The 26,866-nt window shown below is 61.4% G+C and carries 24 protein-coding genes; 3 read left to right on the top strand and 21 right to left on the bottom strand.

Translation table 11 applies throughout. The features are described from left to right. Positions 1 to 230: 230 nt before the first annotated feature. The gene (locus WA845_RS11265) at positions 231 to 1,094 is read left to right on the top strand and encodes a LysR substrate-binding domain-containing protein (protein ID WP_035206959.1); all 864 of its coding nucleotides are present in this window, start codon (positions 231 to 233) and stop codon (positions 1,092 to 1,094) included. A gap of 68 nt (positions 1,095 to 1,162) precedes the next feature. Here the strand turns inward: WA845_RS11265 and WA845_RS11260 are convergent, their stop codons facing one another. The 11 genes from WA845_RS11260 to WA845_RS11210 all read right to left on the bottom strand — a co-directional run bounded on the left by WA845_RS11260 (position 1,163) and on the right by WA845_RS11210 (position 12,794). After that, positions 1,163 to 1,558 carry a c-type cytochrome gene (locus tag WA845_RS11260; RefSeq protein ID WP_004445382.1) on the bottom strand — a complete coding sequence of 132 codons (396 nt, stop codon included), beginning with the start codon at positions 1,556 to 1,558 and terminating at the stop codon, positions 1,163 to 1,165. A 67-nt stretch (positions 1,559 to 1,625) separates the two neighbouring features. Beyond that, on the bottom strand, positions 1,626 to 2,186 hold the full coding sequence (locus WA845_RS11255) for a gluconate 2-dehydrogenase subunit 3 family protein (RefSeq protein ID WP_006698388.1): 561 nt from the start codon (positions 2,184 to 2,186) through the stop codon (positions 1,626 to 1,628). Beyond that, positions 2,186 to 3,871, bottom strand: coding sequence for a GMC oxidoreductase (locus WA845_RS11250; RefSeq protein ID WP_112553737.1), 1,686 nt, complete (start codon positions 3,869 to 3,871; stop codon positions 2,186 to 2,188). The genes WA845_RS11255 and WA845_RS11250 overlap by 1 nt, the downstream gene beginning before the upstream one ends. A gap of 149 nt (positions 3,872 to 4,020) precedes the next feature. Then, a complete protein-coding gene (locus WA845_RS11245; RefSeq protein ID WP_037091376.1) occupies positions 4,021 to 4,875 on the bottom strand; it encodes a sugar phosphate isomerase/epimerase family protein in 855 nt (284 codons plus the stop codon). Between the two features lie 99 nt (positions 4,876 to 4,974). Beyond that, positions 4,975 to 6,144 (bottom strand): Gfo/Idh/MocA family protein, encoded by a 1,170-nt coding sequence (locus WA845_RS11240; protein ID WP_004445391.1) that lies wholly within the window; start codon positions 6,142 to 6,144, stop codon positions 4,975 to 4,977. An 11-nt stretch (positions 6,145 to 6,155) separates the two neighbouring features. Beyond that, a complete protein-coding gene (locus tag WA845_RS11235) occupies positions 6,156 to 7,205 on the bottom strand; it encodes a sugar phosphate isomerase/epimerase family protein (RefSeq protein WP_006698392.1) in 1,050 nt (349 codons plus the stop codon). A 33-nt stretch (positions 7,206 to 7,238) separates the two neighbouring features. Then, positions 7,239 to 8,261 carry a LacI family DNA-binding transcriptional regulator gene (locus WA845_RS11230; protein ID WP_006698393.1) on the bottom strand — a complete coding sequence of 341 codons (1,023 nt, stop codon included), beginning with the start codon at positions 8,259 to 8,261 and terminating at the stop codon, positions 7,239 to 7,241. A gap of 3 nt (positions 8,262 to 8,264) precedes the next feature. Continuing rightward, positions 8,265 to 9,233, bottom strand: coding sequence for an ABC transporter permease subunit (locus WA845_RS11225; RefSeq protein ID WP_112553735.1), 969 nt, complete (start codon positions 9,231 to 9,233; stop codon positions 8,265 to 8,267). A 1-nt stretch (position 9,234) separates the two neighbouring features. Next, positions 9,235 to 10,179, bottom strand: a complete 945-nt coding sequence (locus WA845_RS11220; protein ID WP_006698394.1) for an ABC transporter permease — start codon at positions 10,177 to 10,179, stop codon at positions 9,235 to 9,237. Next, positions 10,176 to 11,669, bottom strand: coding sequence for an ATP-binding cassette domain-containing protein (locus WA845_RS11215; RefSeq protein WP_112553733.1), 1,494 nt, complete (start codon positions 11,667 to 11,669; stop codon positions 10,176 to 10,178). The genes WA845_RS11220 and WA845_RS11215 overlap by 4 nt, the downstream gene beginning before the upstream one ends. A 102-nt stretch (positions 11,670 to 11,771) precedes the next feature. Then, complete coding sequence (locus WA845_RS11210; protein WP_004445399.1) at positions 11,772 to 12,794, bottom strand: substrate-binding domain-containing protein; 1,023 nt, start codon at positions 12,792 to 12,794, stop codon at positions 11,772 to 11,774. Positions 12,795 to 13,083: 289 nt separating this feature from the next. On the opposite strand from WA845_RS11210, the gene WA845_RS11205 reads away from it, so the two are divergent. Further along, positions 13,084 to 13,479 carry a (R)-mandelonitrile lyase gene (locus tag WA845_RS11205; protein ID WP_004445400.1) on the top strand — a complete coding sequence of 132 codons (396 nt, stop codon included), beginning with the start codon at positions 13,084 to 13,086 and terminating at the stop codon, positions 13,477 to 13,479. A gap of 86 nt (positions 13,480 to 13,565) precedes the next feature. Here the strand turns inward: WA845_RS11205 and purU are convergent, their stop codons facing one another. From purU to WA845_RS11180, 5 genes are read right to left on the bottom strand one after another with little or no spacing between them, the layout of a single operon-like run. Further along, positions 13,566 to 14,450 (bottom strand): formyltetrahydrofolate deformylase, encoded by an 885-nt coding sequence (gene purU / locus WA845_RS11200; RefSeq protein WP_004445401.1) that lies wholly within the window; start codon positions 14,448 to 14,450, stop codon positions 13,566 to 13,568. Positions 14,451 to 14,504: 54 nt separating this feature from the next. Continuing rightward, positions 14,505 to 15,059, bottom strand: coding sequence for a sarcosine oxidase subunit gamma family protein (soxG, locus tag WA845_RS11195; RefSeq protein ID WP_112553731.1), 555 nt, complete (start codon positions 15,057 to 15,059; stop codon positions 14,505 to 14,507). Between the two features lie 13 nt (positions 15,060 to 15,072). After that, on the bottom strand, positions 15,073 to 18,063 hold the full coding sequence (locus WA845_RS11190) for a sarcosine oxidase subunit alpha (protein WP_337322327.1): 2,991 nt from the start codon (positions 18,061 to 18,063) through the stop codon (positions 15,073 to 15,075). Further along, a complete protein-coding gene (locus WA845_RS11185; protein WP_004445406.1) occupies positions 18,060 to 18,380 on the bottom strand; it encodes a sarcosine oxidase subunit delta in 321 nt (106 codons plus the stop codon). Before WA845_RS11185 ends, WA845_RS11190 begins: the two co-directional genes overlap by 4 nt. Before the next feature lie 11 nt (positions 18,381 to 18,391). Then, a complete protein-coding gene (locus tag WA845_RS11180; protein WP_112553727.1) occupies positions 18,392 to 19,645 on the bottom strand; it encodes a sarcosine oxidase subunit beta family protein in 1,254 nt (417 codons plus the stop codon). 85 nt (positions 19,646 to 19,730) lie between these two features. Here WA845_RS11180 and WA845_RS11175 point away from each other — a divergent pair, with 85 nt between their 5' ends. After that, entirely contained in the window at positions 19,731 to 20,777 is a 1,047-nt protein-coding gene (locus WA845_RS11175; RefSeq protein ID WP_162719130.1) for a GlxA family transcriptional regulator, read from the top strand. Between the two features lie 88 nt (positions 20,778 to 20,865). Here WA845_RS11175 and WA845_RS11170 read toward each other — a convergent pair whose 3' ends face one another. The 5 genes from WA845_RS11170 to WA845_RS11150 all read right to left on the bottom strand — a co-directional run bounded on the left by WA845_RS11170 (position 20,866) and on the right by WA845_RS11150 (position 26,858). Further along, complete coding sequence (locus WA845_RS11170; protein WP_112553723.1) at positions 20,866 to 21,681, bottom strand: DUF2189 domain-containing protein; 816 nt, start codon at positions 21,679 to 21,681, stop codon at positions 20,866 to 20,868. A 186-nt stretch (positions 21,682 to 21,867) separates the two neighbouring features. After that, positions 21,868 to 23,262, bottom strand: coding sequence for an FGGY family carbohydrate kinase (locus WA845_RS11165; RefSeq protein WP_337322326.1), 1,395 nt, complete (start codon positions 23,260 to 23,262; stop codon positions 21,868 to 21,870). After that, a complete protein-coding gene (locus WA845_RS11160) occupies positions 23,262 to 24,524 on the bottom strand; it encodes an FAD-dependent oxidoreductase (protein ID WP_112553719.1) in 1,263 nt (420 codons plus the stop codon). The genes WA845_RS11165 and WA845_RS11160 overlap by 1 nt, the downstream gene beginning before the upstream one ends. Then, positions 24,521 to 25,918, bottom strand: a complete 1,398-nt coding sequence (locus WA845_RS11155; protein WP_112553717.1) for an FAD-dependent oxidoreductase — start codon at positions 25,916 to 25,918, stop codon at positions 24,521 to 24,523. The genes WA845_RS11160 and WA845_RS11155 overlap by 4 nt, the downstream gene beginning before the upstream one ends. Positions 25,919 to 26,063: 145 nt before the next feature. Beyond that, positions 26,064 to 26,858, bottom strand: a complete 795-nt coding sequence (locus WA845_RS11150; protein WP_004445418.1) for an ABC transporter permease — start codon at positions 26,856 to 26,858, stop codon at positions 26,064 to 26,066. Positions 26,859 to 26,866: the final 8 nt, after the last annotated feature.

The following is a 26,866-nucleotide window of genomic DNA, read 5'->3' as shown; positions in this document are numbered from 1 at the left end:
GGATTGGCCGAGGCCATGGCGGCACGATTAGAGGCAGGGGCTAACGCCCGGATGACGAATTCCTAACAAAGTGTAAACGCGCCATAGCGATTTCCCATGGCCGCCATCGGTTACGCCACAGGGTAAACGAAGCCTTCCCGCGGGCGTCATGGTGTTGTCAGCGTTTTCGCCGATAACCGCACGGCAGAAGGAAGGCGCACACGGCGCTAGCGCCGGCAGAACAGGATCTCATGTCGACCACCCAGCTGAAGGCCTTTCACATCGTCGCGCAATCGGGCGGTTTTTCTCAGGCCGCGCGGGACATGGCGATCAGCCAATCCACCCTTTCAGCCCATGTGCGCGAGCTGGAGGCGATCAGCGGTGTGAACCTTCTGGAAAGAAAACCGCGGGGGGTGAGCCTCAGCCCGCAGGGCGAACGCCTGTTCGAAATCACCGCGCGCCTGTTTCAGGCCGAAAACGAGGCCAAGGCCTTCCTGCGCGGCGATACGGGTTCTGCGGGCGGGCATCTGCGCGTCGCTGCCGATGGTCCCGTGCTGCCGCTGCCTATTCTTTCGCGCCTGAAGGCCGAGCGGCCGCAGCTTACCTTTTCGCTTTCGGTGGACAATTCCGCGCGGGTGATGGAACAGATCATCGATTATCGCGCCGATGTCGCCATTACCGCCCGTGCACCTGATGATCCGCGCCTCTATGGCGTCAAATTCCTCAGCATGCGGCTTGGCCTGTGCGTGCCCGTCTTTCACCCGCTGGCGGCGCGGGAGAGCGTCTTCGTGGCAGAGCTTGAAGGCCTGTCCTTCGTCATGCGAGAACGGGGATCGCGCACCCGCGAAATCTTCGAAAAGAACCTTGCCGATCACGGCATCTCCATCCAGCCCGTCATAGAAATCTCCTCCCGCGAGGGCGTGCGAGAAGCCATCGCCAACGGTGTGGGATGCGGCGTGGTGGCCGATCTGGAATTCGGTCACGACGCGCGCCTTTCCTTCGTGCCGCTCTGCGATGCCACCGAACTCATCGATGAATATGCGATCTGCCTTGCCGAAAGACGACATCTGCCGCTGGTGCGAAGATTCATCGAGGAAGCGGGGCGGGTTCTATGACATTGGCCGTCCTCTCCCGGCAGCAGCCGGAAGGAGGATCAGCCTATCATCCCCCGCCTCGGCCGCCATCACTCTGCAGGTTTCGAAGCCGCGCTTTCGATATAGGCAATGAGATTGTCCAGATCTTCCGGCTTGCTGATGCCGGCCAGCGCCATCTTGTTGCCAGGGATTTTCTTTTTGGGCGCGCTCAGGAATGCCCGCAATTCTTCCGGCGTCCAGACGAGGCCTTCCTCGCCCGCTTTTTTCATCGCTGCCGAGTAAGTATAGTCCGGCACGCCGCCCGCCGCGCGGCCGATAATCCCGTTAAGCTGCGGGCCGACCCTGTTTTTAGCGCCCTCACCGATGGCGTGACAGGCGGAACACCGCTTGAAGACGGCCTCGCCCTTGGCAACATCGCCCTCCGAAAAAGCAGGAATGGCGCTTGCGGCAAACATTGCCGCCGCGATGATTGTTATTTTGCGCATCGTGTCATCCTTGTCTTGCCGCTTGAGTACGACCCGTCCGCGGAAGCAGACGGGCCGGCGATTTTCTTCAGGTCGTGCCCCAGGCGGGCGTGCCCTTCTTGTAGGGAACGCGATCCTCGAAGCCACCGGGAATCTCGTCATAGACGAGAACTTCCGTGGCGCCGATCTTCGAGGTGAAGAAACCAAGCAGTGTCAGCTGCTTGACCAGCGTGAAAGCATGCGGTTTTGCCGGCGACTGCTCCGCTTTGGCCTGTTTGTCCAGCACTGAAAGCAGCGCCTGGCGCTGTTCGGCGGTCAAAGCCACAAAGGCCTTCCCGTGTTCGGCCTGACTGCGTTTCTCGATGTCGGAAATGGCCGAAAGGAAGAGTGTCCGCTGTTCGTCAGTGTAGCAATCGGCCGCATAGACGGCCATGAATGCACCGACTTCCGCGTCCTTCGCGCCCGGCGTGGAGGTGCGCGGAATGATGGTTTCCGCCACCTCGTCCAGAAAGCGGATTTCCTCGGGGGTAAAGACATGGGCACCCCCGGCGGGCCTGGCAGCGTTTTCGGCGGCTGTCAGGATATCCGCACCGATCAGCGGCAGGCCGGTCGCAACGGCTATGAGTTTCAGCAGTTCGCGTCTGTTCATCACAGGTTCCCCTTCTTCAGTTCGGAAACGGCGAAATCGGCCGCACGCGCCGTCAGCGCCATATAGGTCAAGGACGGGTTGACGCAGGAGGCCGAAGTCATGCAGGCGCCATCGGTGACGAAGACGTTCTGCGCATCCCAGACCTGGTTGTTGCCGTTAAGGACAGAGGTTTTCGGGTCGCGTCCCATGCGGGCCGTTCCCATTTCGTGAATGCCCATGCCCGGTGCATAGCTGCCACGACTGGGCTTGACGTTCTTGATGCCGACCGCCTCGAACATCTCGACGGCGTCATTGACCATGTCTTCGCGCATGTCGAGTTCGTTCTGCTTCATCTCGACATTCATGGAAAGGACCGGCAGGCCCCACTTGTCCTTCTTCTCATGATCCAGCTTCACGCGGTTCTCATGATAGGGCAGCATTTCACCGAAGGCGGTCATGCCGATGGTCCAGCCGCCCGGCTCGGTCAGCGCTTCCTTGTAATCGGCGCCGATATTCAGTTCCGCGATCTCCCGCTCCCAGCGCGACCGGCTGGCGGAGCCCTGATAACCGAAACCGCGCAGATATTTGCGCTTGTCGTCACCGGTGTTGCGGAACCGCGGAATGTAGAAGCCCGCCGGGCGACGGCCCTTGAAGTAGAAGTCCTCGAAACCTTCCACCTGGCCGGTGGCGCCCATGCGGAAATGGTGATCCATAACATTATGGCCGAGTTCGCCGGAGCTGCTGCCAAGCCCGCCTTCCCAGACATCGGTGGCCGAGTTCATCAGCACCCAGGTCGAGTTCAACGTCGATGCGTTCAGGAAGATGATGTCGGCGGTATATTCATAGGTCAGGTTTGTCTCGGCATCGATGATCTCGACACCCCGCGCCTTCTTCTTGTCCTTGTCATACAGGATTTCCTTGACGATGGAGAAGGGACGAAGCGTGAGATTTCCCGTAGCGACCGCTGCCGGCAGGGTGGATGCCTGCGTACTGAAATAGCCGCCGAAAGGACAGCCCAGCCTGCATTTGTTGCGGAACTGACAGCGCGTGCGTTCCTGATCGGGAAGTTCCTGGGTGATGTTGGCGCAGCGCGAATTGATGAGGTGGCGCGTGCCCTTGAACGCCTTCTTCAGCCGGCTTGCGACATCCTGCTCCACGAAATTGAGAGGAATGGGCGGCAGGAATTCCCCGTCTGGAAGGATGTCCAATCCCTCGCGGCTGCCTGAAATGCCGGCGAAGCGCTCGACGTAGTCATACCAGGGGGACACGTCCTCATAACGGATCGGCCAGTCAACGGCGATGCCTTCTTTTGCATTGGCCTCGAAATCGGTCTGCGACCAGCGATAGGTCTGGCGTCCCCACAGCAGCGAGCGGCCGCCGACATGATAACCGCGGAACCAGTCGAACCGCTTTTCCTCGACATAGGGCGTTTCCTGCTCATCGGCCCACATGCCAAGCGTCGCCTCTTCCAGCAGATAATCGCGGCTGAGAACGGGATATTTCGCCTTCATTTCCTGCGTGGCGCGGTTGCGATGGGGGTAGTCCCAGGCTTCCTTGTCGGCATTCTGATAGTCGGTGACGTGTTCGATATTGCGGCCACGCTCCAGCATCAGAACCTTCAGGCCCTTCTGCGTGAGTTCCTTTGCGGCCCAGCCTCCACTGATGCCCGAGCCGACAACAATCGCATCATAATGATTGTTTGCCATGATAACTCCTCCGATGTGAGCTTGGAAAAAACGACAGGGCAAAGCGCTTCCCGTCGCGGCGCGGCGGAAAATGGACATGCGTCTGTCGAACCTCATGCTCCCCGCCGAAACCGGCCGCCGGGGAGCGGTTCTGGTTTTACTGGCAGCGTTTACTGAATGGTCGGCAGGTGTTCGTTGAGGAACGCGTTGCCCTTGGTTACGACCGCTTCGGCATCGAGCGGAAGGTCGTGCTCGAGGATGAACCATTTTGCGCCGGCATGTTTGGCCGCCGGCAGGATCGTCTTCCAGTCAAGCGTGCCGGTGCCGAGTATGGCGAAGCCGCGTTCGTTTTCCGCCGTCCCCGCCGGTGCATTGTCCTTGGCGTGGATGGCAAAAACCTTGCCCTTCAAGGTACCGAGGAATTCTGCGGGATCATTGCCGCTGCGCGCCACCCAGGCGACGTCGACTTCGGCCTGCAGTTTCGGGCCGGCGGCGTCGAGCAACAGTTCCAGCGCCGTCTTGCCGTCGAACTTGGCCATTTCAAAGTCGTGGTTGTGATAGGCCATGGAAAGGCCCGCAGCGGACAGCTTGTCCGCATAGCCACCCAGTTCCTTGCCGAAGGCGGTCCAGCCTGCGGCGTCCTTCGGTCGGTCTTCCGGCTTCAGGAAAGGTACGGTCACGACAGGGTTGCCGACAGCCTTCTGTTCGGTGATGACCTCGTCGAGATTGCCGCGCAGCTTGTCGATCGGCACATGCGAGGAAATGACCTTGATCTTGTGCTTTTCGAGAAGCGTGTTCAATTCGCTGGCGCTGACCTTCTGCATGTCCACTGTTTCCACCGCGGAAACGCCCGCGCGGTTGAGGATCGTCAGCTGCTCCTCCAGCGTTCCGGAATTGCGCAGCGTATACATCTGCGCGGCAATCGGCAGGGTCTTGCTGTCATCGGCAAAAACCGGATTTGCGAAACCGGCCGCCAATGCTGCGACGACTGCCATGCCTGCGAATTTTGACTTGAACGTTTTCAAACGCGTAACTCCCTTTCCGTTTGATCAATATGACGACACGTGTCCTTTGCCGGGCATCACCTTCGGCACCCTGTGTCGTCTCCTCCGATAGGCTGCGACCTAGATATCGATATTGATCCAGGTCGAGGTCTGGCTGGAGCGAACGGCGGCATCGATGAATGCGAGACCCGCAAGGCCGTCCTCCATGCCGGGGTAAATCACCTCCCCGGCGGCTGCTTTTCCCTCCCTTTTGGCAATGATTGCATCTGCGGCTTCGCGGTAGATCGTCGCGAAACCCTCGAGATATCCTTCCGGGTGCCCCGATGGCACGCGGCTGACACGGTTGGCCGCGGCTCCTGCGCCTGCGCCGTTGCGGGTTATGAGCCGCTTCGGCTCGCCGTAAGGGGTGAACCACAGCTCATCCGGCACGCGGTGGTGCCATTCAAGCCCGCCCTTTTCGCCGTAGACCCGCAGCGACAGCGCGTTTTCATTGCCGACTGCGATCTGGCTTGCCCAAAGCATGCCCTTGGCGCCGCTTTCGTAACGCAAAAGAATATTGGCGCTGTCATCCAGCTGCCGGCCCGGCACGAAAGAGGTCAGGTCGGCATAAAGACTCTTCGGGATTTCACCGGTAACGAAGGCGGCGGCGTTGAAGGCGTGGGTGCCGATATCGCCGATGGCCCCGCCCGCGCCGGAGCGGCTGGGATCGGTGCGCCATTCCGCCCCCTTCGCACCGGTCTTCTCAACCGCCTCGGTCAGCCAGTCCTGGGCATATTCGGCCTGAACGTGGCGCAGCTTGCCAATGGCTCCGTCAGCCACCATCTGCCGCATCTGCCGCAGCATGGCGTAGCCGGTGTAATTATGCGTCAGGACAAACAGGCTGTCCGACGCCCTGACGATCTCGGCCAGCGCCTTTGCTTCCTCAAGTGTCGCGGTCACAGGCTTGTCGCAGATGACGTGAATACCGGCCTCGAGAAAGGCCTTTGAGGGCGCAAAATGGAGGTGATTGGGCGTCACGATGGCGACTGCCTCGATACCGTCGTCTCGACCGGCCTCTGCCGCGGCCATCTCCTCGAATGAGGCATAGGAACGCTCCGGCGCGATGCCGAGCAGGGTTGCCGAAGCGGCCGCACGCGCGGGATCGGAGGAAAGCGCTCCGGCCACGAGCTCGTAACGGTCATCCAGCCGGGCCGCGATGCGGTGCACCGCACCGATAAAGGCGCCCTGACCGCCGCCGACCATTCCGAGACGGATACGGCGGCTGTCGAATTTTTTTGGTGTGGAAGACATGGCTATCCCTTTCAGAGGCCGAGAAGGCGACGATTGGCGGCATCATCGACGCCGCTCTTGGCGAAATCGTCGAAGGCCCGCTCGGTCACACGGATAATGTGGTTTTCAATGAAGGCGACGCCTTCGCGCGCGCCGTCTTCCGGGTGCTTCAGCGCACATTCCCATTCCAGCACCGCCCAGCCATCGAAATCATATTGGGTGAGCTTCGAGAAAACCGCGCCGAAATCGACATGCCCGTCGCCCAGCGAACGGAAACGGCCCGGCCGATCGACCCAGCTTTGATACCCGCCATAAACGCCGGAACGGCCGGTTGGATTGAACTCGGCATCCTTGACGTGGAAGGCGCGGATACGCTCGTGGTAGATATCGATGAAGCCGAGATAATCCATCGCCTGCAGCACGAAATGCGAGGGATCGTAGAGGATGTTGGCGCGCGCGTGGTCGCCGGTGGCTTCGAGAAATCGCTCGAAGGTGACGCCGTCATGCAGGTCCTCACCCGGATGCAGCTCGTAGCAGAGATCCACGCCATTTTCCTCGAAGGCATCGAGAATGGGTGTCCAGCGCTTGCCGAGCTCGGCAAAGGCCATTTCGACAAGGCCCGCCGGGCGCTGCGGCCACGGATAAACGAACGGCCAGGCGAGCGCGCCGGAGAAGGTCGCATGGCTCTTGAGGCCGAGATGCCGCGACGCCTTCGCTGCGCATTTCAGCTGATTGACCGCCCATTCCTGCCGCGCCTGCGGCTTTCCGCGCAGTTCGGCCGGAGCGAAACCGTCGAACATCTCGTCATAGGCGGGATGAACGGCAACGAGCTGGCCCTGAATATGCGTCGAAAGCTCGGTGATCTCGACACCGATCTCGGCCAGACGGCCCTTGATCTCGTCGCAATAGTCCTTGGATTTCGCAGCCTTTTCCAGATCGAAGAGCTTGGGGTCGGTCGGCACCTGGATGCCCTTGTAGCCGAGCGAAGCCGCCCATTGGCCGAGATTGTCGAGCGTATCGAAAGGGGCCTCGTTTCCGGCAAATTGCGCGAGGAAAATCGCCGGGCCTTTGATCGTCTTCATGTCCTTACACTCCTTGCATTCACAGTCTGGCCGCTACCGGTGCGGCGGTCGGCACGGCGCGACCGAGCCGCGCACCACCAGTTCGGTATCCAGCACGATGGTCTCGGCGGTGCGTTTGCCATTAAGCCTGTCCACCATCAGCGCCATGGCCCTTCGGCCCATTTCCTGCCGGGGCTGACGCACCGTCGTCAGCGGCGGCTCAAAGGCATTGGCGAAGATGATATCGTCGAAGCCGATGACGGAGACGTCACCCGGGACCGACAGGCCCCTGCCCCGCAACTCGCTGATCGCGCCAATCGCCATCTGGTCGCTCGATGCGAAGATCGCGGTAAAGACAATGCCGCCTTCGAGAAGACCCGCAATCGCCTGCCGGCCGGCCTCAATGCTGTAATCACCCGTCACCACCAGTTCGTCGGCATAAGCTATGCCGGCCTCCGCAAGTGCCGCGCGGTAACCGTCGAAACGTTCCTGCGCCAGACTTTCCGGTACGGGACCGGCCAGATGCACGATCCTTTCATGTCCCGCTTCCATGAGGTGACGCACGGCGTTCATCGATGCGGCGCGGTTGTCCACCTTGACGGTCGGCAGCTCGAGGCCGGGCACCGTCTCCGACGCGATGACGATCGGCGGCAGCGCATCGCCCTGATCGAGAAGCTCGGACGGGAACTGCCCGGTCATCAGGATGAGGCCGTCGGCATGTTTCTGCCGTACCATATCGATGTGGGTCGCCACACGGTGCTCGTCATTGCGGGCATCGCCCATAAGCACCTTGAAGCCCGCTTCGCCCGCCGCTTCCTCAACACCCTTGTAGATTTCGAGATAGAAGGGGTTGCCGATATCGCGAACGAGAAGGATGACGGTGTTGTTGGATTGGCGGCGGAAACTGGCCGCCTGCGCATTGGGAACGAAGTTCGCCTGCCGAACGGCATCGAAAACCTTCTTGCGGGTTTCCGGGCGAACCTTGTCGGGTTGCTGCAGCGCGCGCGATACTGTCGCGATGGAGACACCCGCGAGAGCTGCAACTTCCCTGATATTCGAACTGTGGTCTTTGCTCATCTGTCACACACGCAACTGCTTTTGGCGGCCATAAAGCAGCATCAGCGCTAGCAACGTGACACCGAATATGATCTGCCGTGCCCATACATCGAGGTTGAGCGTTATCAGTACGCTTTGCAGAATGGTGAGCGCAACTGCGCCGGCCATGGTTCCGACATATCCGCCAGCCCCGCCGGCCAGCGAGGTGCCGCCAATGACCACTGCGATGATCGACGGAAGCACATACTGGTCGCCGACAGAGATGAAGGACGTGCCGGTATAGCCGATGACGCAAACCCCGGTCAGGCCAGCGAACAGGCCGGAAAGGCCATAAAGCAGCGTGCGGATCAGCGGAACAGGAAGACCTACCAGCGTCGCCGCCCGCTCGTTGGAGCCGATGGCGTAAATGGCGAAGCCGAAAGCCGTGCGGCGCAGGACGAAGAGCATGATCGCGGCGATGCCCAGCCAGACGAAGAGTACACCGGGAATGCCGAAGATGAGGGGGCGGTTGATGAAACCTGCGAGCAGCGGAGCCGCCGCACCTGATGGAACGCCCTGCGAATAAACCACCAGCCCGCCCTGGATGACCGCCGTCATGCCGAGCGTCATTACCAGCGGCGGAATGCGCACGAAGGTGATGCCGAGACCGTTGATGAGGCCGATCAGGAACGGAATGCCGCCCGCAACCAGAATGGCAAGGGGAATACCGGCATTCTGGCCGTTCATCATATTGCCGGCAAGCACCGCGCCGAGCGAGATCATCGCGCCGACGGAAAGGTCAATGCCTTCGCGTCCGCCGAGGATGACGAGATTCTGGCCCGCCGCTACGATACCGAGAATGGCGGCAATCGTCAGCAGCCGCACGATCTGCGATCCCTGTGCGAAGCCGGGCGACAACAATTCGCCGATAAGCAGCAGGAAAGCCGATGCGCCGATGGCGATGGTCAGGGGATCGGTGAGAAGGGTTTTGAGTTGCAAGCCGGGATTGGTCATATCAACGCCTCGTCACCAGAACGCCACCGGCCAGAGCCGTCAGCACGATCAGACCCTGCACCAGTGTCTGGTACTCGAAGGGCAGGCCCGCAAAGAAGATCACATTGCCGATCATGCCCAGCACCAGCGCGCCCGCGATCGACCCGGTCGAACTGCCGAAACCGCCGGAAAGCGCCGTACCGCCCAAGACCACCGCAGAGATGGAAGATAGCGCCAGACTTGCGCCGAGAAGCGGATCGCCCGAGGCCGTCTCACCCGTCAGGCAGAGCGCCGCCAGCGCGGAGAAAAGACCAGAGATCATGTAAGCGCCGATACGGATGCCGGAGAGGCGTAGCCCCGTCTGGAAGGCACCGGTGCGATTGCCACCCACCGCAAGCAGATGCGTGTGAAAAGGAATACGCGACACGATAAGCGTGAAGGCGATGCCGGCAATCAGCACCCAAAGCACGAACGGCAGGCCGACGAAGCTGCCGGAATAGGTCTGCCAATAGGCCTCCGGCACCGGCAGGCCAGCCTGCGGCAGAACCCAGATCGCCATCCCGGCAAAGATGATGCCTGTCGCGAAGGTGGTCACGATCGGCTGGAAACGCAGGCCCGAAATGAAGAGGCCGTTGACCAGGCCGCAGAGTAGCCCAACGGTTACACCCGCTGCCATGCCGGCGAAGACAGCGCCAGTCGTGCCGCCAAGAGCAGCAATGACGCTGACGGTGACGACATTGGCGAGCGCCACGATGCTGCCAACCGACAAATCTATATCGCCCGCCAGAATGACATAGGTCTGGCCGATGGCGACCAGGATCAGCGGCAGGAACGTCGTCAGGTTCGATTGCAGCACCGAGGGCTGAACGAAGGACGGTTGCAGAAACGTATTCACGGCGACGAGAACGGCAAGAACGACGAGGGTGATGACCCATGGCTGCCTGCGCAGGAAACCGGAGACGCTCATGCGGCATCTCCATAAGCGGCGCGGGTCATGTTTACAGATGTCATGTCGGCTCCGGTCAGTTCCGCAGAAATGCGTCCACCGTTGAACACAAGAATGCGGTCGGCATATTCGAGGATTTCCGCATCCTCCGAGGAGTAGAGAAGAATGGTCGCGCCGGCATCGGCCTGGTGCCGCATCAGCGCAAAGAGGTCGGCCTTCGCGCCGAGATCGATGCCCTTGGTCGGATCGTCGAGCAGCAGCAGTTTCGGTGCCGTGGCAAGCCAGCGGGAAATGAATATCTTCTGCTGATTGCCGCCCGAAAGCGTGCCGATCGCCATATCCAGGCCGGCAAACTTCGTCTTCATATCATCAGCGACCTTTTGCACCCGCGGCTTCAGCGTGGCGGGCCGGACCAGCCGCATCTTTTCGCGCACCATCAGGGCCGCGACGAGATTTTCGAAGATCGACCGGCCCTGAAGGGAAGCGTCACGCCCGCGGTCGCCCGAGACATAGGCAAAACCGCTGTGAACCGCGTGCGATGGCTTGCCGATGGTAATTTCACGGCCATCGAACCATGTCTGGCCCGTCGCAAAGGGCGTCGCGCCGAATAGCCCCTTCAAAAGCGCCGACTGTCCCTGCCCCTGCAGGCCGGCCAGACCGACGATTTCACCCGGATAGGCTTCGAGACTGACACCGCGCACGCCTTCGCCTGTAACATCCGTCACCTTGAGGCTGGGAGTTGCGGCAGCGCGTCCCTGCTGGCGGGCAGGTGCTGCGCGGACATCGCCGACCATATCGTGCACCACAGCTTCACGCGTGGTTGCCGCCGTATCGAGCTCGGAAATCGTTGCGCCGTTTCGCATCACGGTAATGCGGTCGCAGACGGCAAAAACCTCGTCGAGACGGTGGGAAATCATGATGGTCGAGACGCCATCGGCCTTCTTGGCCCGGAGTATCTCAAAAAAGCGCTGGGACTGGCGGCCATCGAGCGCTGCCGTAGCCTCATCCATAATCATGAGGCTGGCATTCTGGGCAAAGACCTTGAGGATTTCGACGAGCTGGCGCTGATCGGGCGGCAGAGTGCCAACGATCGCATCCGGCTCCAGTCCTTCGCCGGCCACGCCGTCAAATAGGGCGATCAGCCTTGCCGCCTCGGCTTTCAGCACCTTACGGTCAACAAAAATGCCACGTTTCGGCTCCCGGCCGAGAAAGATGTTATCGGCAACCGAAAGCTGCGGAACAAGGCTGAGTTCCTGGTAAAACAGCGCAACACCGGCGTCTTCGGCGTCACGCGGGCTCTTGAAGCGCACATCTTCGCCCTTGAATTTGACCGTGCCGCTCGTCGGCGCCACCGCGCCCGCAACGATTTTGCAGAGCGTGCTCTTGCCGCAGCCATTGGCGCCCAGCAACGCATGAATTTCACCGCGACCGACAGTCAGCCTGCCGTCCGAAAGCGCACGTACGGCGCCAAAATTCTTCGTTATGCCGGCCGCTTCCAAAGCGTTCGCCATCGCATGTCCCCGAATAATGCTTGTCACAGGCGGCCAGCCAACGCGCGGTCCGCACTCGAAATTCCGGTTCGGGCCGGCGCTTCCGCCGGCCCGGGACGGTTCTTATTTAAAGAACTCGCCGGCCTGTTCCGGCGTCACGGTCGCCGTGACGGACCAGTAACCGGGCTTGCCTTCTGCAGCCTTGATATTGTCAGCAAGGTTTTCGTTGCTGACGAAGGGGATCGGAATATAGATGGCGTTGCCATAGGTGCCGCCAAAGATACCGTCCTTGAATTCCTTGCCCTGAAGCTTCAGGACAGCGACATTGAGCGCACTGGCCATCACGCCGGGCGGATTGACCGAGGCGCCGGAGTTGAATTTTTCCTTTTCCCAGCGGGTCATGAAGTCCTTGCGGATTTCACCGGTCGCAGCAATGTCCTTCGTCTTGCCGGCGGCTTCGATGGCGCGCCATGCGCCGTCGGCCATGCCGTCCTGCACCCAGACACCGCTGATGTCGGGATAAGTGGCAAGCAGGTTCTGCATGGCCTGCTGCCCCTGCGCCTGATCCCAGCTCGCATTGGCTTCGTTCAGCACCTTGATGTCAGGATATTTCTTGAACACTTCGCGATAACCGGCGACGCGGGCTTCGTTTGCCGGATTGCCCGCGATACCGTTGATGGCGACGACGCTACCCTTGCCCTTCAGCGCATCCGCCAGCCATTGCGCCGACTGCGCAGCCCATGCCTTCTGGTCGATACCGACATAAATCGCATCCTTGGAGGACACTTCGGCGTCGGTTGCGATAACGAGGATGTTGCGCGCCTTGGCCTGCGCGAAGATTGGATCGAAGGCGGTCGGGCTGCCGGGATTGATGAGGATCGCATCAACGCCCTGGTTCATGAAATTGCGGATATGACCGATCTGCCCCTGCACGTCGACATTGCCGCTCTGGACGACAACCTCGACCTTGACGCCCTTTTCGCCCCACGCCTTCGCGGCAGCCTGAGCTTCCTCGATCATCTGCGTGCGCCATTCGCTACCGACGAAAGAATTGGAAAGACCGATCTTGAAACTCTGTTCCTGCGCGTGCACGGACGTGCCCGCCGCCAGCACCATCGCGGCAGCAGCCAACAAATGTCTAAACATGAAAACTTGCTCCTCCAAGCAACGGATATCGACTATGAAACCGTTTACATCAGCGAATGTAACCGTTTTCATAAATGAGTCAATCCCGAGATTGATTTTTGTCGAGCGGTCTGAAAAGGTCGCGGAAGCGGCCGGCGCAACTCTCGGAAACGCGCGAGAATGAAGCGCGTGGCGGAGACCGGAGGCAGGGCTTCACAGAATGCGGAAAGCGATGACCCCTCCCCGCCCTGTGGGCGACGGCAGGCCCCGCGCTTCACGCCGGCCTGGAACATCAGTCAGGAGAATGACCATGGAAATATTGCGCGCAGGAACACGGGCATCGGCAAAAGGCCCCGCGGCCTGGTTCACGGGCACGGTCCGCATCGATCCGCTTTTCAACCCCTTCGATGCAGAGCGGGTGCAGGGCGCTCAGGTTACATTTGAACCCGGGGCGCGAACGGCATGGCACACCCATCCCCTCGGTCAGACGCTGATCGTGGTTTCCGGTCTCGGCCGGGCGCAGCGTGACGGTGGCCCGGTGGAGGAAATCCGCCCCGGTGATATCGTCTGGTTCGCACCGGGCGAGAGGCACTGGCACGGGGCCGCACCTGATGTGGCCATGACCCATATCGCGCTTCAGGAGGTCAAGGACGGCAAGGTGGTGGACTGGCTGGAACAGGTCACCGACGATGAGTATGACGGTTGACCCGGCACCGGACGAGGGCGGCTGCCGTTCAGCAGCCCGCGCCTGTTCAAGGGGATGGCGGAGCCGGGGCTACGGCAGCGCCGCGCTCAGCCCATCCGCTCCGAGACATATTCTCCCGGCGAGGCGGGGAAAACCACGGTCCTGTTGCCATTCAGGAAAACCCGGTGGTGGATATGGGCATGTATCGCGCGCGCCAACACCTGGCTCTCCACGTCGCGGCCGAGTGACACATAATCCATCGCGCTCTGTGCATGGGTTACCCTGATCGTGTCCTGCTCGATGATCGGCCCTTCATCGAGATCGGCGGTGACGTAGTGGGCGGTTGCTCCAATCAGCCGTACCCCGCGCTCATAGGCCTGCTTGTAGGGATTTGCGCCCTTGAATGATGGCAGGAAGGAATGGTGGATGTTGATGATGCGGCCCGACATTTCCTGGCACAGCCGGTCCGACAGAACCTGCATGTAACGGGCGAGAACGACGAGTTCCGCGCCAGTATCCTGCACCACCTGCAGGATTTCCGCTTCGGCTTCCGGTTTTGTCTCAGGCGTGACGCGGATATGATGAAACGGAATGTCGTCGTTCACGACCTGCTTCTGATAATCGAGATGATTGGATATCACCGCGACGATCTTCACCGGCAATGCGCCGATGCGGGAGCGATAAAGCAGATCGTTGAGGCAATGACCGAAGCGCGACACCATGATCACCACTCTGGTTTTGCGGGAAAGGTCGTGGATGTCGTATTGCATGTCGAAGTCGACGGCGACCGGACCAAAACCCTCGGCGAGAGCGTCCCGCTCCAGCCCCTGCTCCGAAACGAAGCTCAACCGCATGAAAAAACGGCCGGTTTCCTGATCGGTGAATTGCGAGCTGTCATTGATATTGCAGCCGGACCGCGCGAGATATCCGGATACGGCCGCAACGATGCCGCTGCGCGCCGGGCACGAGACTTTCATGACATAGGTGGTCAAATCCTGCTCCCCTTGGTGGATCAGCTCCTGGACGGTTCTGAAACTGCAACGCGTTCAGGCGGTTTCGGCGGCGAGCTCCCTGCAGCCGGTTTCAAGCAGATGGCCGAGATGCGACGCGAAACTGTTCCAGACATCCATGCGGAACCGGTGTTCGGCATCTCGCCAAAGCACCACGGTCACGCCGTCGAAAATCGTCCGGCGTCCCTCGCCAACGGCAATCGTGTCGATGTCGCGGGCGCAGCCCAATGTCAGCAACTCAGCAGCCCGCGGACCTTCGATCAACATCGTCACTTCACGGCCGGAAATGTCGACAAGACTGTGCGGAAGGTCGGCATAAACGTCTGCGCAGGCCGCGATCAGCCTGTTGATTTCGGCCGTCGGTGCAACGACGGTCCACTCGTCGGGACCAAGGCGCAGGACGTCAATCTCACCGGAAGCGGCGCGGGCGCCGATCCGGTCGGGCAAGTCGAGGCCGAGGGCAGCGTTGAGCGGCGCCAGATCGCCGCGCGCACGCAGCGAAAACCGGGCTTGTGCGGCCGAGATGCTGACCCGTGCCGCTTTGCTTTCGGCAAGCACGCCGGAAACGGAGGAGGAAACGCGCATGTTCATTGTCGGCTCCGGGTCAGATTTTCAGGCGGGTGTTTTCGGGATCGACAAAGACCATCCCGGTGATTTTTGCAGCAATGGTGCGGTCCAGCATCGGGATGTAGACGGTCTCGCCCATCCGCTCATGCCCGCCTTCCACCAGCGCCAGCGCGATCGGCTGGCCAACGGCATCCGAATGGTAGGATGATGTAACGTGGCCGACCATTTTCATCGGGATAGGCTGTTTCGGGTCAAAGACGATCTGTGCGCCCTCTTCCAGCTTCGAACGGTCTTCCGTCAGTAGACCGACGAGATGACGGCGCCCCTTGGCGACGAGATCGGGTCGCGCAAGACCGCGCTTGCCGACGAAATCGGGCTTGTTCTTGCCCACGGCCCAGCCCATCGCCGCATCATAGGGCGTCACCGTGCCGTCAGTATCCTGGCCAACGATGATGTAGCCCTTTTCCGCGCGCAACACGTGCATGGTCTCGGTGCCATAAGGCATGATCCCATATTGCTGACCGGCCTCCCACAGGATTTCCCAGAGCTTGCGACCGAGCGGTGCCGGCACATTAACCTCAAAGCCGATCTCGCCGGTGAAGCTGACGCGGAACAGCCGCGCCGGCATGCCGGCAACGGTGCATTCCACGCAGGACATGTGCGGGAAGGCCTCTTCGGTCAGCTCGACACCTTCCACCAGCGGCGCGAGCAGCTTTGCCGCATTCGGGCCGTTCAGAGCGATGGTGGACCATTGCTCCGTGGTCGAGGTCAGCCAGACATTGAGATCGGGCCATTCCGTCTGGAGGTAATCCTCCATCATGTTCAGCACCCGGGCGGCACCGCCAGTCGTGGTGGTGACGTGGAAACGGTCTTCGGTCATGCGGCCGATAACGCCATCGTCACGGATGAAGCCGTCATCGCCGAGCAGCAGGCCATAACGGCAGCGACCGGCGGCAAGCTTTGTCCAGGGATTGGTATACATGCGGTTCATGAACTCGACCGCATCAGGACCGACGACCTCGATCTTGCCCAGCGTCGAGGCATCGAAAATGCCCACACTCTGGCGCACCGCCCGGCATTCGCGGCGAACGGCGGCATCCATATCCTCCCCAGGCTTCGGAAAATACCAGGCGCGCCGCCATTGCCCGACCGGCTCGTAAACCGCGCCATGGGCCTCAGCCCAACTGTCGATCTGCGTCTTTCGCGTCACTTCGAAATGCGCGCCGCGGTGATAACCGGCGAAGGCACCAAAGGTTGTCGGCGTATAGGGTGGACGGAAGGTGGTGAGCCCCACTTCCGGCTGGCGTTTGCCCAGCGCTTCCGCAGCGATGTTGAGGCCGTTGATGTTGGACATCTTGCCCTGATCGGTGGCCATGCCATTGGTGGTGTAGCGTTTGACGTGCTCGATGGAGCGCATACCCTCTCGCACGGCGAGCCGCAGATCCTTGGCGGTCACATCATTCTGGTAATCGACAAAGGCCTTGGCCTTGCCGGCGTCGCGGTCACTCGGAAGCTCCGTGTGCGAGACACCGCTGCCGATACGATCATGATCGACCGCATGGCTGGAAACATTGGCGGTCTTGCCAAGAGCTGCGACGACTTCACGGCCCCGCTCCGCACCATCCTTCAGCGCGGCCTCGATGCCCCAAAGCCCGCGTCCGGCGCCCGCTATCACACAATCCTCATTGGTGAGCGCTGGCAGGAAGGTCGTGCGCTCGTCATCCCAGGCAATCTTGCCCTGCGTGTGGGAAAAGAGATGCAGCGACGGCGTCCAGCCGCCAGACATCAACACGGCATCGCAGGCAATTTCCTGACCTGCGCCGACCGTGGAACCATTCACCGGATTGACGCGAACCGATTTGACGCGCAACCGCCCCGACGTCGCCGTGACCGTATGTGAGAGCTTGACCGGAATGCCGAGCGCACGCGCCTCGTTTACCAGCTCCTCGCGCACCTTGGCGCGGGTATCGACGATGGCCTGAACAGGTGCGCCAGCACCGTGAAGATCGAAAGCGGCATACCAGGCGCTGTCATGGCTCGTCACCACCACCGGCCGGTTACCGACCTTGACGCCATAGCGGTTGAGATAGGTCTGGGCGGAACCCGCGAGCATCACGCCCGGCCGGTCATTGCCGTGGAAAACCAGCGGCTTTTCCAGTGCGCCCTGCGCCAGCACCACCTGACGCGCCCGAACGCGCCACAGGCGTTCGCGCGGCACATCCTTCGGCACGGTTTCGAGATGGTCGGTCAGCTTTTCGCAAAGGCCGATCATGTTCTGGTGGTAATAGGCAATCGCCGTGGTGCGGGTCATCACCTTGACGCCCTGATCCTTCAGGACCTTCAATTCATCAGCAAGCCAGATCCATGCGGGCTTGCCATCGATCTTTGCCTGGGGTTCGGACAGCAGCGTGCCGCCGGCTTCGGCATTTTCATCGACCAGCACGACCTTGAGGCCATCCACCGCCGCCACCCGTGCGGCAGCGAGACCGGCGGGACCGGCACCGACAATCAGCACATCACAATGCAGGTTACGCGAGGCATAGGTGTCAGGGTCTTCTTCTTTTGGGGAGACGCCAAGACCCGCGGCTGCGCGGATGAAGGGCTCATAGACCTTGTTCCAGAAGCTCTTCGGCCACATGAAGGTCTTGTAGTAGAAACCGGCCGAAAACAGCATATAGGCCATGTCATTGACGGCGCCGATATCGAATTTCAGGCTCGGATATTTGTTCTGCGAGGTGGTTTCCAGCCCGTTCCAGATTTCCTGCACCGTGGCGCGGGTATTCGGCTCGAACCGGCCGGCGCCGCGGCGGGTGCCGATCAGCACATTCGGCTCTTCGGAACCCGCCGCCACCGGGCCGCGCGGGCGGTGGTATTTGAACGAGCGGCCCATGAGATGCACGCCATTGGCAAGAAGCGCGGAGGCGACGGTATCGCCCTTGACGCCGCGATAGGTCTTGCCGTCGAAGGTAAAGCTGACCGAGCGGGAAGCATCCACCCGGCCCCGGCCGGAAACGCGATAGGAGTTCATTTCGACACCTCGGAGCTTGCGGTCAGGCGTGTCAGGGAGGACAGTTCAGGACGCGGCTCACCCGCACGATAGGTCGTGAGGAAACGGTCGCTTACCGTGTCGCGCACGGCGTTGAAGAAGCGGCCGCAACCATGCAGGTGCCGCCAGCGCTCGAAATGCGGACCTTTGACGTTTTCGCGGATGAACAGGAATTCTTCCCATTGCTCATCACTCTGCGACGAGGGATCGGCAGCGCGGACGACATGGGCCTGCCCGGCATAGGTAAACTCGGCTTCGGGCAGCGTTTCGTTGCAATAGGGGCAGCGGATCAAAAGCATGGTCGTTATCCTCAGTGCGCCACGGCGGCGGCGGCGGCCTCGTCGATCAGGCGGCCGGAGCGGAAGCGTTCCAGCGTGAACGGCGCATTGATCGGGTGCGGTTCGTTTTTGGCGATGGTCCAGGCGAAGGTGTGGGCAGCACCCGGCGTGGCCTTGAACCCGCCAGTGCCCCAGCCGCAATTCACATAAAGACCAGTGACAGGGGTCTTGCCGAGGATGGCCGAGCGATCCGGCGTGACATCAACGATGCCGCCCCATTTGCGCAGCATCCGCATGCGGTTGAAGATCGGGAAGATTTCGACGATGGCGGCGATCGTATGCTCGATCAGCGGCAGGCCACCGCGCTGCGAATAGGACGTATACTGGTCCGTGCCCGAACCGATCACCAGTTCGCCCTTGTCCGACTGGCTGATATAGGCGTGCACGGCGTTCGACATGACAACACAGGGGAAAATCGGCTTGATCGGCTCCGATACCAGCGCCTGCAGCGGGTAGCTTTCGAGCGGCAGGCGGACACCGGCCGTATCCATGACGACAGAGGTGTGGCCGGCGGCGGAGACTGCGACCTTCTTTGCCTTGATGAAGCCCCTCGCCGTCTCGACACCGGCAACGGAACCGTCGGCGTTGCGGCGAATGGCGGTGACCGGGCAGTTCTGGATGATATCCACACCGCGGGCGGCGGCACCGCGCGCATAACCCCAGGCGACCGCATCATGGCGCGCCGTGCCGGCGCGCTCCTGCAATGCGCCCCCCATGACAGGGTAACGCGCATTAGGCGAAAGGCTCAACGGCGGGCAATATTCCTTGCATTCGTCAGGCGTGAGCCAGCGATTGTCGACACCGTTCAGGCGATTGGAATGGATATGACGCTTGAAGCTCTGCACGTCGTGAACATTATGGGCCAGCATCAGCACGCCGCGCCGCGAATACATGACGTTGTAGTTCAGTTCCTGGCTGAGATTTTCCCATAGATCAACGGCGTGATCGTAAAGACGGGCGCTTTCGTCATAGAGATAGTTGGAGCGAATGATCGTCGTGTTGCGGCCGGTATTGCCGCCGCCGAGCCAGCCCTTGTCGATGACCGCAACATTGGTGATGCCGTGCTGGCTGGCCAGATAATAGGCCGCCCCAAGACCATGGCCGCCGGCACCGATGATGATCACGTCATATTCGGCCTTCGGCTGGCTGTCGGGCCATTGTTCTTCCCAGTTTTTATTGCCCGTCAGGGCATTCTTCAAAAGACTGAAAGCATTAAAACGCGTCATGATCGGACCCGACGGTTGGAAAATCTGTTGTCGTAAAAGCTAGGATCATTTGCCATCGCCCGGCTGGACAATCGCGTCTGTTTGCATGAATATTTGCGTCATGAAATCGCACGCCGCCAAAAAACGCCTCAGCGTCGCCTTCCTGCTTGCCGACCGCTTCACGCTGTCGGCCTTCGCGAATTTCGTCGACGTGCTGCGCTTAGCCGCGGACGAGGCGGACCGCTCCCGACCCATCCTCTGCGAATGGTCGGTGCTCTCCGCAACGCTCGGCAGTGTGCAGTCGAGCTGCGGCGTGAAAGTGCAGCCGGATACGCGGCTGAGCGATGCCGGTCACTACGACTACATCGTCGTTGTCGGCGGATTGATCAGCGATCACAGCGCCCTGCCGCCGGAAGCACTGCGCTTCCTGAAAGACCGCGCAACGGCAGGCGTTCCGATTGTCGGCCTCTGCACCGGCGTCTTCATCCTCCACGAAGCGGGCCTGCTCGATGGCTATCGCTGTTGCGTAAGCTGGTTCCACCACCAGGATTTTCTCGACCGTTTCGATACGGTTCAGATGATCTCCGACCAGATCTTCGTCATCGACCGCGACCGGCTGACCTGTTCGGGCGGCCATGGTGCCGCGCATCTGGCGGCTTTCCTCGTCGAGCGCCATGTCGGCCAATCCGCCGCCATCAAGAGCCTTAACATCATGATGATCGACAGCGCGCTGAGCGGTGAGAAACCCCAGCCCGGTCAGCAGAGCACACGTAAGGCCAGCGATCCCCTTGTCAAAAAAGCGATCCTGCGGATGCAGCAGAATATCGAGGTTCCCAAGACCGTGCTGGAACTGGCAAGCGACCTCGGCCTTGGCCGCCGCAGCCTCGAGCGGCGTTTCCTCAATGATCTGAAGGCGGCACCATCCAAGGTCTATCTGGAGCTCCGTCTCGACCGGGCGCTCTCGCTCCTGCGCACCACGCACGACCCCATCACCCAGATCGCGCTTGCCACCGGCTTTTGCGACGCACCCCACCTTTCCCGTACGCTTCGAACCGAGCGCGGTTTTACGCCCAGCGAATATCGCAAGACACAGGCTGGCCACACGGCAACCGAGGAAGAATTTGCCGTCGGCGTGCTGCTTCCACAATCCTGAATGTGGTTGCGCCGATCTTACGAACCGCCGCTTTCGAAGGTTACCCGTCATCACCGCAAGAACGGCACGACAGGTTTGCTCGATAAATTCAAGGCATACGGCTGGAATAATCGGGGACGATCATTTTCCGATAAAGGTGCCATGTAGAATGGCCGAGAACGGGCACGACAACCGCTAAACCGACGAATGCCGGGATCGTCCCGAGAACGAGCAGCGCAGCGACAATCAAGCCCCACAGCGCCACCGGAACCGGGTTGGCAAGCGTGGCACGGATGCTTGCATCCACCGCCGCGACCGCGCCGACATCCCGATCAAGCAGCAGAGGAAACGTCACCACCGTTGTCGCCAGCACGATGACGGCAAAAACGCAGCCAGCCAGATTGCCCCAGATGACGAGAGAGAGTCCTTGCGGGGTCATGAATACATCGGAGAGGAAGGTGGAGAGCGAAACCGGTGCCGTCGCCTCGAAATTCACGGAGTATATGCGCTGCGCAACAATCAGCCAGACGGCGAAAAGCGCAAGCAGCATGACGGCGACCGCGATGATCGACGGCAGTGCCGGAGAGTGACGAACCTCCAGCGCGTGCCGCCATGAACTATCCAACCCCTGTTCGCGCCGTCGACTGATTTCATAGAGGCCGATCGCCGCGACTGGGCCAATCAATGCAAAACCGGACATCAGGGGATAGATCAGCGGCAGCATATTAGCGCCGGCACTCCACATCACCATGAAAACACCGGCGATCGGATACATGAGACAGAGAAAAAAATAATGGGACGGCTTTTCTTTAAAGTCCTCCAGTCCCAGCCTTAACGCGTCGGCTATATCTGCAATACCAATCTTGCGGACTTCCGGGCGGGCAAATTCGCCACTCGCACCGGCCATGACATGGAATGCCGTCATAGCACTTCTCCTCCTGCGCCATGATCCGGCTGGCAGTATGGGAACGCCCGGCGACTTTCACCCGTGCGTCAAACAGCAACCGGCCGACTTGTAATTTATCAAATTTCGTCGCCTTTGTCGCCTGTTCAATTCCACCCACTGGTCCCTCTACGCCAAGGGAGGTGTGACAGCTGTTGCCGAGGCGCCTTACCGCCCCCAGCAGCGGGCATTGTCTATGGCGCGTGCGAACCGGGCGTGATCTTCGGCGCCGACCGATCCATCGGGCGCGAATATCTCGGTCTCGCGCCGCATGGCGGCGACATCAATGCCGCACATTTCGGCCAGCCCTAGCGCCGTCAACTCGCGCATGGCCGGCACGCAAATGGTCCGGCCGCTGGCTGCTGCCAGAAAACGGACAAAATAGCGGCTGTTCGACAGGCCGCCATCGATGGAGATCGTGTCGCCTATGGGAGCAACCGCCGATGCAGCTTCGATCAGCCGCGCCGTCAGCAGGGCAATGCCTTCCAGCACCGCGCGCACCATGTCACTCCGCTCGGTGGCGTGGTTCATACCGATGAACAGCGGCGCGGCGTGTCTGTCCCAATAAGGCGCGGCAAGGCCCGAAAACGCGGGTACGAACGCGAGACCACGGCGAATGGCCGATGGCCCCTGAAAACAATCGAGTTCGGCATTTTCAGCGTAGAGGCCAATCTTTCTCGCCCACTCGACCGCCGCGCCGGCATCATAGACGCCGCCTTCAATGGCGAAAACGGCACGCGCGCCCTGCATCTGCCAGGCAATTGTTGGCAGAAGCTCTCCCGTCGATGGGCGCGCGTTACCGGCAACGGACAACAGAAACGCCCCCGTTCCGAAAGTTATCTTGCAATCGCCTGCCGTGCGGCAGCCGTGGCCATAAAGTGCGGCCTGCTGATCAACGATGGAAACGCGGATGGGCGTTCCCTCGATCGAGCCGAAGCCGCCGTCGACAGGGCCGACCATGGGCAGACAATCCATCGTCACGCCATGCAGCGCGCAGAGCTCCGGACTCCAGTCTCCGGTTGAAAGATTCAGCAGCCCCGTGCGCGACGCCGTCGCAAGGTCGGTGCGGAAACAGCCCGTCAGCCGGTCCAGAAAGAACGCGTCGGTGGTGCCCAGCCGCAAACGCCCGGCTGCCTTCGCCTCTGCCACTGCCGGATTGTGCCTGACCAGCCAGGCCAGTTTGCTGGCCGAAAAATACGGATCGAGAGGCAGCCCGCAAATCTCTTTCGAAAGATGTGTTGCCGAGGGCGGCAGGGCGGCCAGCGTTTGGGCGGTGCGGGCATCCTGCCAGACGATGACCGGCGACAGCGCCTCACCGCTGACGGCATCCCACGCCAGACAACTTTCGCCCTGATTGGCGATGGCGATGGCGTCCACCGGCCCGGCGGCGGCGAGCACCGCGCGGATATTAACAAGCAGTTCTTCCGGATCATGCTCAACATGATTGGCGGCGGGGTAAAATTGTGCGTGACGCCGACTGGCCACAACCTCCGCCGTGCCGCCATCGGTCACCACAAGGCACCGGGTTGACGTCGTCCCCTGGTCGATCGCCGCAACGCGCATCAACTGGTCTCCTGAAAATGAAAGGAAATCTGAGCCGCTTCAAACGCCGCAGCTGGAATGGGCACAAGCACACGGCGTTCAGGGAACCACTGGCCGGTCTTGCTCCACACTTCCTTTCCATCGAGATGAAGCGAAAGCAGGCCTCGAACACGTCTGGTGAAACGAAGCTGGAAGTCGCGAAAAGCCGGTCGTTTAAACCCGCCCGGCCGTAACATGGCGGGAACCGCCAGCTTGAGCGGATCGGCGAAGGTGACGGGCACCCCCGGCGCGCTGCAGGGTGCCCGGGCGAGATCGTTTGCCACCGCCGCGCCAACCCGACGGCCTTCGCGAAACGCCCAGCCGCCCGTTTCCACGGCCCGCAAGACATTTCCGCCGGCGAAGAAGATCGGATTGGCCATTCGCCCGTCCTGGTCGATCAACGGCCCGGCACTGCCTGCCGCCATCTCTACCGGGGATGCATCGAGAAGCGCCGCCTCCGGCGTGAACCGCCCGGTGAGCAGAACACCATCGCATTGAACTGTCAGGATACGACCATCCACAAGACGGATATCCGCCTCCTCGACCCGGCCGCGTCCGCGGATATCCGTGAGTGCGGCGCCACAATGAAAGGGCACCCCAACCACCGGCGGGAAGCATCGAATAGGCCACCGCGCTAATGGATAAGGTTCCGGCTCGATCATCGCCACCGGCCGGGCATGATGCGTAAGGCAGGTCAAAAGCGCAGAAAAGGACACAAGTTCCGAACCGACGATCAGCGGCCGGCGAAATGGCATGATGCCGTGAAAGGCGACATAGGCTTGCAGCGTGCCGGTGGTGAGGACGCCCACCGGCCTGTCACCGGGCAGAAGCCGCGCGGAGCGTGGTTTTTCCCGCGCGCCCGTGGCCAGCACGATGCGCCGGGCCTTCAGTGTCTCGACGCCGCGTGCCGATGTCACCAGCAGCGTGCCATCCTGCCGCAGTTCGACCACGGAATGACCGGTGCGGATATCGATACCCGCTTCCTGCGCCTGCCGCTGCAGGCGTTGCGCATAAGCCGGGCCGAAATAGACGCGTCCGAATTCGCGCATGCCAAAGGGCGAATGCACGCAATGCCGGGTCGCGCCGCCGAGAGCGGGTTCACGGTCGAGGATCATCACGCGGGGGATACCGCGCGCTTTCAGCTCCAGCGCCGCAGCCACGCCCGCCGGACCGCCGCCGACCACGATGACATCTGCATTATCAAGGTTTTGATGCACGCGCTGAAACGGCTCCCCGGCGCTCATAGGTCCGCTCCCTCCCGGACGGAAAGCGGCGTTGCCAGACGGTCGCCGGTCATCGCGGCCAACCGCGCGTTACAATAAAAGCCCTGACAGCGCCCCATGCCGGCGCGGGTACGCCGCCGCAGGCCTCCGAAATCGCCGGGTGGCACCGGGCTCAAAAATGTCGCCTCGATTTCCCGGCGGGTGACGAGTTCGCAATGACAGACGATTTCGCCGTGATCGGCACGCTGCCAGTCCCGCCCGCAGGTTTCGGTCAGATTGGGCATCGTCACTTCGGGGATTGAGGATGGCGGGTTAAAACGCGTACCGAAACCTTCGTGAAGCCTCAGCGCATGCTGCGCCAGTCCGAGCGCGGCACTGAGGCCCGTGGAGCGAATGCCGCCGAGCGTGATCGCCCGCCGGTCTGGCCGGGTGGAAATCCGGTAGTGCTTTTTTTCAGAGGCCGGGCGCAGACCGGCATAAACAGCGGTCACGGAAACGGAGGCAAGCGCGGGAACGATCTCCGCACCGCGTTCCAGCAGTCCTTCCAGCGTCACCGTCTCGACCGTCGCGCGTTCGCGATCTTCCTGCTCTTCGGCCGTCGGACCGACAAGAACGTTGCCGAAGGCGGTCGGGCACACCACGATGCCCTTGGTGATTTCGGTCGGAACGGGCAGAACAATGTGCGGCACATGCCGACGGGCAGCTTTATCAAGCACCACGAACTGCCCCTTGCGGGGCTTGATGGTGAAGTCGGGCGGAAATCCCAGACGTGCGTCGACGATATCTCCGAACAGCCCGGCGGCATTGACGACGCTGGCGGCAAATATAGTGCCCGCCGTCGTCTCTATCTGCCACACGCCGTCGAATGCACCGGACAGGACCTCCGCGTTGCGCAGCAGCTGGGCACCCAGCGCCACCGCCTGCGTGAGATAGCCGAGCGGCGCGGACCAGGGATCGATGATATGTTCGCCCGGAACGTCAAGTGCGGCGACAAGGCGGCCGGACAGGCCCGGCATGGCTTCACGGGCCTGCTCGGCCGTGCGTAACTCAAGCCCGGCAATGCCGTTGCGCCGCCCCTGTTCGGCGATCCCCTGCAGTTTTTCCGCTTCGCCCGGGTTCCAGGCGCAGACCAGTGCGCCCGTTTCGACGATGCTGAGACCCATCCGGCCATGAATGGAGAGATATTCCGCCCGGCCTGCCTTCACCAGTTCCAGCTCCAGGCTGCCTTCCGGCGCATCGAAACCGGTATGGAGGATGGCGCTATTGGCCTTGGAAGCGCCGGAGAGGATGTCGGGGCCTTTTTCGATCACCACCACCTTCGCACCGGCCAGTGCGAAACGGCGGGCGACCGCGCAACCGACGACACCGGCGCCAATGACGGCGACATCAAATTCCGTGGAGGGGGTCTCGGCCATGGGCTTACCTTTGCCTTCGTCGTTCCAAGCGAGATCAACAGGCGCGACGAGTCGCACCGATGCAGCAGCGGTGTTGATAAACGGGAATGAAATCTTCGCCTTTGCCAGTCAGGGGCAGCCGGCACCGGCCGGCGACCCCGCGACTTTACTTCACAAAAGTCTTTGTCAGGCCCGCCGTGCGGTCAACGATGAAGACGACGGCAAGTGTGAGCACGATCAAGAGAACGGAAATGGCCGCAACAAGCGGATCCGCCTGCGTCTCCACATGCTGATACATGGCGACCGGAAGCGTGGTGATGCGCGGGCCCGTGAGGAACAGCGAAATCACGGCTTCATCGAACGACACCAAAAAGGAAAGCGCCGCCGTCGCCACGACACCCGGCGCAATCATCGGCATGGTCACGCGGCGGAAAACCGTGAGCGGCGATGCGCCCAGGGTGGAGGCGGCCTCTTCGAAGATCAGCGGCAGGCCGGCAAGCGAGGTGGTAAGCACACGCAGCGCATAAGGCAGCACGATGATGAGATGCGCGATCACCAGACCGGTGAAGGTGCCGAGCAGACCGGCACCGGCAAAGACGATGAGGATAGCAAGGCCGAGAACGATTGTCGGCAGCAGCAGCGGCGCGGTGAAGAAGGCGAGAAGCGCGTCCGCGCCGATGACCCGCATGCGAACGATGGCATAGGAGGCCGGCAGCGCGATCAGCATGGACAGCACGGTGACGATGATGGCGAGAAGGGTGCTGGTGCCCAGCGCTCCCATCATCTTCGAATTATGCATGAGATCCACATACCAGCGCAGGCTCCAGCCCGAAGGCGGGAAAGCCATGTAGCTATCGGCCGAAAACGAGATCGGCACCACGAGCACCACGGGCGCCAGCAGAAAAACGAACATGATGAAGGCGACGATTTTCAGCGCCAGCGGAACGGGACGTTCTTCCATCTTTGATC

It is taken from the genome of Agrobacterium sp. CMT1 (assembly GCF_037203725.1).
In the GTDB taxonomy this organism is placed as follows: Bacteria; Pseudomonadota; Alphaproteobacteria; order Rhizobiales; family Rhizobiaceae; genus Agrobacterium; species Agrobacterium pusense.
This window is presented reverse-complemented; position numbering and strand designations above follow the sequence as displayed.